The 6,624-nt window shown below is 67.4% G+C and carries 6 protein-coding genes and 1 tRNA gene; 4 read left to right on the top strand and 3 right to left on the bottom strand.

Annotation, left to right across the window (positions count from 1 at the left end):
• Both OXR08_RS15330 and OXR08_RS15325 read right to left on the bottom strand, forming a co-directional pair.
• Positions 1-585 (bottom strand): NAD(P)/FAD-dependent oxidoreductase (locus OXR08_RS15330; protein ID WP_267351181.1); only part of this gene is annotated, 585 nt, incomplete at its 3' end.
• Between the two features lie 53 nt (positions 586-638).
• A complete protein-coding gene (locus OXR08_RS15325; protein ID WP_149680908.1) occupies positions 639-1,391 on the bottom strand; it encodes a FadR/GntR family transcriptional regulator in 753 nt (250 codons plus the stop codon).
• A gap of 128 nt (positions 1,392-1,519) precedes the next feature.
• On the opposite strand from OXR08_RS15325, the gene OXR08_RS15320 reads away from it, so the two are divergent.
• Positions 1,520-2,458 carry a glycoside hydrolase family 43 protein gene (locus OXR08_RS15320; RefSeq protein ID WP_267351177.1) on the top strand — a complete coding sequence of 313 codons (939 nt, stop codon included), beginning with the start codon at positions 1,520-1,522 and terminating at the stop codon, positions 2,456-2,458.
• On the opposite strand, the gene uxuA is transcribed toward OXR08_RS15320, so the two are convergent.
• Positions 2,455-3,624: a mannonate dehydratase gene (gene uxuA, locus OXR08_RS15315; RefSeq protein WP_267351175.1), complete on the bottom strand. Its 1,170-nt coding sequence runs from the start codon at positions 3,622-3,624 to the stop codon at positions 2,455-2,457. The two genes, OXR08_RS15320 and uxuA, sit on opposite strands and share 4 nt — an antisense overlap.
• A 373-nt stretch (positions 3,625-3,997) precedes the next feature.
• Here uxuA and OXR08_RS15310 point away from each other — a divergent pair, with 373 nt between their 5' ends.
• The 3 genes from OXR08_RS15310 (at position 3,998) to OXR08_RS15300 (ending at position 6,493) form a co-directional block, all read left to right on the top strand.
• Positions 3,998-5,848, top strand: coding sequence for a potassium transporter Kup (locus OXR08_RS15310; RefSeq protein ID WP_267351188.1), 1,851 nt, complete (start codon positions 3,998-4,000; stop codon positions 5,846-5,848).
• Entirely contained in the window at positions 5,845-6,363 is a 519-nt protein-coding gene (locus OXR08_RS15305) for a 2'-5' RNA ligase family protein (RefSeq protein WP_149680904.1), read from the top strand. The genes OXR08_RS15310 and OXR08_RS15305 overlap by 4 nt, the downstream gene beginning before the upstream one ends.
• A gap of 53 nt (positions 6,364-6,416) precedes the next feature.
• Positions 6,417-6,493: transfer RNA gene (locus OXR08_RS15300), tRNA-Met, on the top strand.
• Positions 6,494-6,624: the final 131 nt, after the last annotated feature.

The raw sequence follows: 6,624 nt of genomic DNA, 5'->3' as shown, positions 1-6,624 counted from the left end.
GGCGGCGGTGCGGGCAAGTGCGGGGACGAGCGTGACGGCGGTGGCGCCGCTGCCGATCACCGCGACACGCTTGCCGGTGACGTCGAGGTCCGCGGGCCAATGCTGGGGATGGACGATCGGGCCGGTAAAATCCCGCTGCCCGGCAAAGTCCGGGGCATAGCCCTGCGCATAGTCGTAATAGCCGGTGGCGCCGAACAGCCAGCGACATAGCAGGGTGATCGTCTCGTCCCGGTCGGTACGGCGCACCTCAACCCGCCAGAGCGCCTTGCCGCTGTCCCAATCCGCCCGCAGCAGGCGATGATGATAGCGGATGGCGCGATCGACGCCATATTCGGCCGCCGTGTCGCGCAGATAGGACTGGATCGCGGGGCCGTCGGCGATAGCCTGATCGGAGGTCCATGGCCGGAATTCATAGCCGAAGGTGAAGAGATCGGAATCGGAGCGGATGCCGGGATAGCGGAACAGATCCCAGGTGCCGCCGAGATCGCCCCGCGCCTCAAGAATGGCGAAGCGCTTGTGCGGCATCAGGCGGCGCAGATAGCAGGCGCAGCCGATGCCGGACACGCCCGCGCCGATGATGAGCACGTCAAGAAGGTCCGGCGGGGTGGCCGGGGATTGCGCGTCGTCGGACGGCCTGGTCAGGCGTGCAGCCTTTTGGCGAGCGCGCCACGCTGCTCGGCGATTTCGGATTGGGCGCGGCGCAGCGCCTCCACCTCGGTTGCGGCGAGGACGTCGTCGATCACCCGGCGCAGATGGTCGCGCATCGCCTTGCGGGCGGCAGCGGAATCGCGGGCACGCAGCGCATCGACGATCAGGCGGTGCTCCTCGACGCGGGGGTGAACGCCTTCCCGCCGGGCCTCGGCAAACATATGCGCGCTGAGCGGGGCCCGGTCGCGCAGCGTCCAAAGCATGTCGACCACCGTGGTGATGACGGTATTCCCCGTCGCCTCGGCGATGCGCAGGTGGAACAGGCGATCGGCCTCCACCGCCTCGGGACTGGAGGAGGCGACCGCGGCCATGTCGCCAAGGATGCGATCGAGTTCGGCCACCGCCTCGTCATCGATCACCGTCGCGGCGACGGCGGCAGCCTCCCCCTCGAACAGGATCCGCGCCTCGATGAGTTCGAACGCGCCGATGTCGAGTTCGGGCTGGTCGGTGGTCTGCGGGGTGATCGCCGTGACGTACAAGCCGGAGCCGTGCCGCGCCTCGACCAGCCCGCGTATCTCCAGCGCGATCATCGCCTCGCGGATGGTGGGGCGGCTGACGGAATATTCCTCCGCCAGTTCGCGTTCGCCGGGCAGGCGCATGCCGGTGGTATAGCGCCCCTGGTCGATGGCCTCGACGATCGCATGGACGATGCGCTGGTACAGCTTTTCGCCGCGCTGCTTCATGGGGTTCTCATGTCACGCCGGGGGCGGGGGTACAATAGCCCGCACGCGGCGGGCGTGGATGGATATGGGCCGGTTGATCTTGTCCGGCAAATCGGCACAGTGTCGCAAAAGACCAAGGGGGAGAAGGCATGCTGGATCGACGCACATTTTGCGGCCGCGTGGCGCTGGCCGCGACGTTGCCGGCCTTTGCGCAGCGTGCCGCGGCGGCACCCGCGGGCGGCGGATACGCCTTCAGCTATTTCCGCAATGCCGACAATGGCGGGGCGGGGATGCGGCTGGCGATCAGCGAGGACGGCTACCGGTACCGTGCGGTGCGCGACGGCGCGCCGATCCTGGTGCCGATGGTGGGCGAGAACAAGCTGATGCGCGATCCGTGCATCGCGCGCGACCCGCAGACCGGGCTTTATCACATGGTGTGGACGACGAGCTGGACGGGCGTGACGATCGGCCATGCCTCGTCCCGCGACCTGATCCACTGGTCCGAGCAGCAGGCGGTGCCGGTGATGGCGGCGTTCCCGGACACGCGCAACAGCTGGGCGCCGGAACTGGTGTGGGACGCGCGGGCGCGGCATTTTGTGATCGTGTGGGCAAGCACGGTCGGCAAGGCCGGAGACGAGGGCGATCACCGGCTGTACGCCACCACCACGCGCGACTTCCGCCGGTTCACCCCGACGCAGCTATTCTACGATCCGGGCTTTAGCGTGATCGACGCGACCTTTCTGGAGCGGGATGGCCGGATGCTGATGTTCGTGAAGGACGAACGCAGGGACCCGCTGCGCAAGGTGATCCAGTGGTGCGAGGTGTCGCTGTCCCCGCCGCGTTTCGGGCCATTGTCGGCGCCGATCACGCCGGCATGGAGCGAGGGACCGACCGCGGTGGTGGTGGATGGCGAGATCGTGCTGTTCTTCGACCGCTACACCGAGAAGCATTATGATGCGGTCGCCTCGCGCGACGGGCGCACGTGGCGGGACGTGTCCGACCGGATCGCGATGCCGGCCGGGGCCAATCATGGCACGATCATTCCGATCGGCGCGGAGCGGTTGAAGGCGCTGGCGGCGCTGGGCTAGGCGCAAGCCCCCTGGACGTGGGCGATGCCCGCTTCCAGCCCGCGCAGTTCGGCGAGGCCGCGCAGGCGGCCGATCAGCGAATAGCCGGGATTGCAGCGGCGGGTGAGGTCGTCGGCCATCTGGTGGCCGTGGTCCGGCCGCATCGGGATGCTGCGTCCCTGCGCGCGCGACAGGCGGTGGATCGCGGCGACCACGGCGGGCATGTTCGCGTCGCCGCCCAGATGCGCCGCCTCGTGGAAGGCGTGATCCCCTTCGCGCTGCACCGAGCGGAGATGAAGAAAGCCGATCCGGTCACCCAGCCGTTCGATCATGCCGGGCAGGTCGTTGTCGGGGTGGGCGCCCAGCGAGCCGGTGCAGAAGCACAGGCCGTTCGAGGGGGCGGGGACGCGGTCGAACAGCGTGGCGAAGTCGGCCTCGGTGCTGGCGATGCGGGGGAGGCCGAACAGCGGAAAGGGCGGATCGTCGGGATGGAGGACGAGGCGGATGCCGAGCGCATCGGCGTGCGGGCACACCGCGCGCAGAAAGGCGACGTGATTCTCGCGCAGGCGATCGGCATCGATGCCGGCATAATCCTGCATCGCGGCCAGAAAGCCCGCGGAGGTGAAGCTTTCCTCGCTGCCCGGCAGGCCGGCGAGGATCGTCGCCTCCAGCGCGTCACGGTCCGCCGGCGACAGCCGCGCGAACAGCGCGGCGGCGGCGGCGACGCGGGCCGGCGGGTAATCGGCCTCGGCACCGGGGCGGCGGAGGATGTGGATGTCGTATGCGGCGACGGCATCCCATTCGAACCGCAGCGCGAGCGCGCCATCGGGCATGGGGTAAGCGAGATCCGTCCGCGTCCAGTCGAGCAGGGGCATGAAATTATAGGTGACGACGGTGATGCCACAGGCGGCAAGATTGGTCAGGCTGTCGCGATAGGCGGCGATGCGGTCTTCCCACAGGGGCCCCCGCGTCTTGATGACATCATCCACCGGCAGGCTTTCCACCACGGTCCAGCCAAGGCCCGCCGCCTCGATCGTCGCGCGACGCGCGGCGATGGCGTCGCGCGGCCAGACCGCGCCGTTGGGAACCTCGTGCAGCGCGGTTACCACCTCGCTGGCGCCTGCCTGCCGGATCGCGGCGAGCGAGACCGGGTCGGCCGGGCCGAACCAGCGCATCGCCTGCGTCATCCACGGTCCCGTGCTCCGATCCTGCGACGCCGACATCCACCCTTCTCCCGACAAACTCATCACCGGGCAGGGCTGTAGCGCGATCATGACAGGCCAGTCTACGGAAAATGGACAGGCCAATATTGATGTTCGATCACAAGCAATTCCGGGGGGGCGACGCATGTCCGGACCCGATACTGTCCTGCGGCGGATCGCAGGTCGCGTTGCTGCGTTTCCAGCCCCATGCTAGAGGCCGCGCCATGCCAGGGGGTATCCGGAACTTCGCCGCGGCGCGCGCCGCCTCGTTCATGAGCCTGCGGGCGATATGAGCGTCTCGCCAACGGGGGTGGCGACCACCGGGCCGACCGGCCATGACGAACAGCATCACGGCGGCATGATCAAGCTGGCGCTGGGTGCGATCGGCGTGGTGTTCGGCGATATCGGGACCAGCCCGCTTTATGCGTTCCGCGAAACCTTCGCGAGCCCGCACCATCCGCTGCCCGTCGACACCGCGCACATCATGGGCGTCATCAGCCTGATCTTCTGGTCGATGATGATCGTGGTGTCGGTGAAATATGTCGCGATCATCATGCGCGCCGACAATAATGGCGAGGGCGGCAGCCTGGCGCTGCTGGCGCTGGTGTCCGGACAGACCAAGACGAAACGCTGGACGCGGGGGATCATCCTGCTCGGCGTGTTCGCCACCGCACTGTTTTACGGCGACAGCATGATCACGCCGGCGGTCACCGTCTTGTCGGCGGTGGAGGGGCTGGCCGTGGCGGCGCCGGCTTTTGGCGGGTTCGTGATCCCGATCGCGGTGGCCATCCTGATCGCGCTGTTTTCGATCCAGCGATCGGGGACCGAAAAGGTGGGGCTGTTCTTCGGCCCCGTCATGCTGCTCTATTTCGGGGTGATCGCGGTGCTGGGCGTGATCAGCTTCGTGCAGACGCCCGAAATCCTGTGGTCGCTGTCGCCGCATTATGCGGTGCAGTTCTTCCTGATCGATCCGCTGCGCGGCTTTCTTGCGCTGGGTTCGGTGGTGCTGGCGGTGACCGGCGCGGAGGCGCTGTATGCCGATATGGGGCATTTCGGGCGGCGGCCGATCGGGCTGTCCTGGCTGTTCTTCGTGCTGCCGGCGCTGATGCTGAACTATATGGGGCAGGGTGCGCTGCTGTTCCGCGAGGGCGAGGCGGCGCTGGAAAGCCCCTTCTACATGCTGGCGCCCGACAGCCTGCAATTGCCGCTGGTGATGCTGGCGACGGCGGCCGCGGTGATCGCCAGCCAGGCGGTGATCACCGGCGCCTTCTCGGTCACGCAACAGGCGATCCAGCTCGGCTTCATGCCGCGACTGCGCATCGAGCATACCTCGGCGACGACGGCGGGGCAGATCTACATTCCGCTCATCAACTGGATGTTGATGGTGATGGTGATCCTGCTGGTGCTGTTCTTCCGGACCTCGTCCAACCTCACCTCGGCATACGGAATCGCGGTGACGGGGGCGATGTTCATCGACACCTGCCTGCTGGGCGTGGCGCTGACCCGGTTGTGGAAGTGGCCGCTTTACGCCGCGATGCCGCTGCTCGCGCTGTTCTTCCTGGTGGACGGGGCCTATTTCTTCGCGAACCTGACCAAGGTGCCGGCGGGCGGGTGGTTCCCGCTGCTGGTCGGCTTCATCATCTTCACCTTCCTGACCACCTGGTCGACGGGGCGCAAGCTGATGATCGAGCGGCTGCGCGAAGGCACGATGCCGGTGAAGGTCTTTATCGAATCGGCGGCCAATGCGGCGTCGCGGGTGTCGGGCACCGCGGTGTTCATGACCAGCACGTCGGAGGGCGTGCCCCATGCGCTGCTCCACAATCTGAAGCACAACAAGGTGCTGCACGAGCGGGTGATCCTGTTGACCGTCAAGATCGCCGGACGGCCCTATTGGCCGGACCATGACCGGGCGGCGCTGGAGGAACTGGGGCACGGCTTCTACCGGCTGGTGCTGCGCTTCGGCTTCATGGAGGAGGCGAACGTGCCGGCCGGGCTGAAGCGGGTGGAGATCGAGGGGGGCGCGTTCAAGATGATGGACACCAGCTTCTTCCTGTCGCGCCAGACGCTGCTGCCCTCGTCGCGGCCGGGCATGATGCTGTGGCGCGAGAAGCTGTTCTCGTGGATGCTGCGCAATGCGGAAAGCGCGATGGAGTTCTTTCGCCTGCCGACGAACCGGGTGGTCGAACTGGGCAGTCAGGTGGAGATTTGACCGACGCGCCCGCACCTGCGCCGATCATCGTCTCCGCGCTGTTCGGCCGGCATGACCAGGGATGGCTGGACGGATTGCGGCGCGAGCATTTTCCGCCCGAGCGCAACCAGCTGGATGCGCATTGCACGCTGTTCCACCATCTGCCCCCGTCGGCGGCGGACGAGTTGAAGCACCGGCTGAACGGCATGACGCGCGGCGTGCGGGCACCACAGGCGAAGGCGGCCGGGCTGATGTCGCTGGGCCGCGGTGTGGCGATCCGCATCGAATCGCCCGAGCTGGTGGCGATCCGGCACGAGCTGGCGGATGCGTTCAGCGGCCTGCTGACCCCGCAGGATGCCGGCGGATGGCGGCCGCATGTGACGATCCAGAACAAGGTCACGCCGGCGACCGCCCGGCTGTTGCTGGCCAATCTGTCGCGCGGGTTCGAGCCGCGGATGGTCGAGGTGATCGGCCTGGGGGCATGGTGGTATCGCGGTGGGCCCTGGGAGTTGCTGTCGCGGCATTTGTTCGCTTGACCGGCCCGAACAGCCTGCTTATAGGCGCCGCTCCGACGATGGTTTGCCTTCAAGGCGGAGTAGCTCAGCTGGTTAGAGCACGGGAATCATAATCCTGGGGTCGGGGGTTCAAGTCCCTCCTCCGCTACCATCGTTCCCGACATTTGTCCCAATTCGGTACTTGCTTTGGCCCCCGGCCGGAGCGATGATCTGGTGTGACGCGGCGGTCCGGATTCTCCCATCCCTGCTCCCGCCGCGTCACGCCTCCTGCCTGGAATCGGG

Origin of the sequence: Sphingomonas sp. GM_Shp_2, from assembly GCF_026540875.1 — a bacterium.
In the GTDB taxonomy this organism is placed as follows: domain Bacteria; phylum Pseudomonadota; class Alphaproteobacteria; order Sphingomonadales; family Sphingomonadaceae; genus Sphingomonas; species Sphingomonas carotinifaciens.
The sequence above is the reverse complement of the archived record's forward strand: the minus strand, read 5'-3'. Positions and strand labels throughout refer to the sequence as shown.

Excerpts from the sequence above, each read along its gene's own strand:
- OXR08_RS15325 (WP_149680908.1), bottom strand. The coding sequence starts at position 1,391 with ATGAAGCAGCGCGGCGAAAAGCTGTACCAGCGCATCGTCCATGCGATC.
- OXR08_RS15320 (WP_267351177.1), top strand. The coding sequence starts at position 1,520 with ATGCTGGATCGACGCACATTTTGCGGCCGCGTGGCGCTGGCCGCGACG.
- uxuA (WP_267351175.1), bottom strand. The coding sequence starts at position 3,624 with ATGACGCAGGCGATGCGCTGGTTCGGCCCGGCCGACCCGGTCTCGCTC.
- OXR08_RS15310 (WP_267351188.1), top strand. The coding sequence starts at position 3,998 with ATGATCAAGCTGGCGCTGGGTGCGATCGGCGTGGTGTTCGGCGATATC.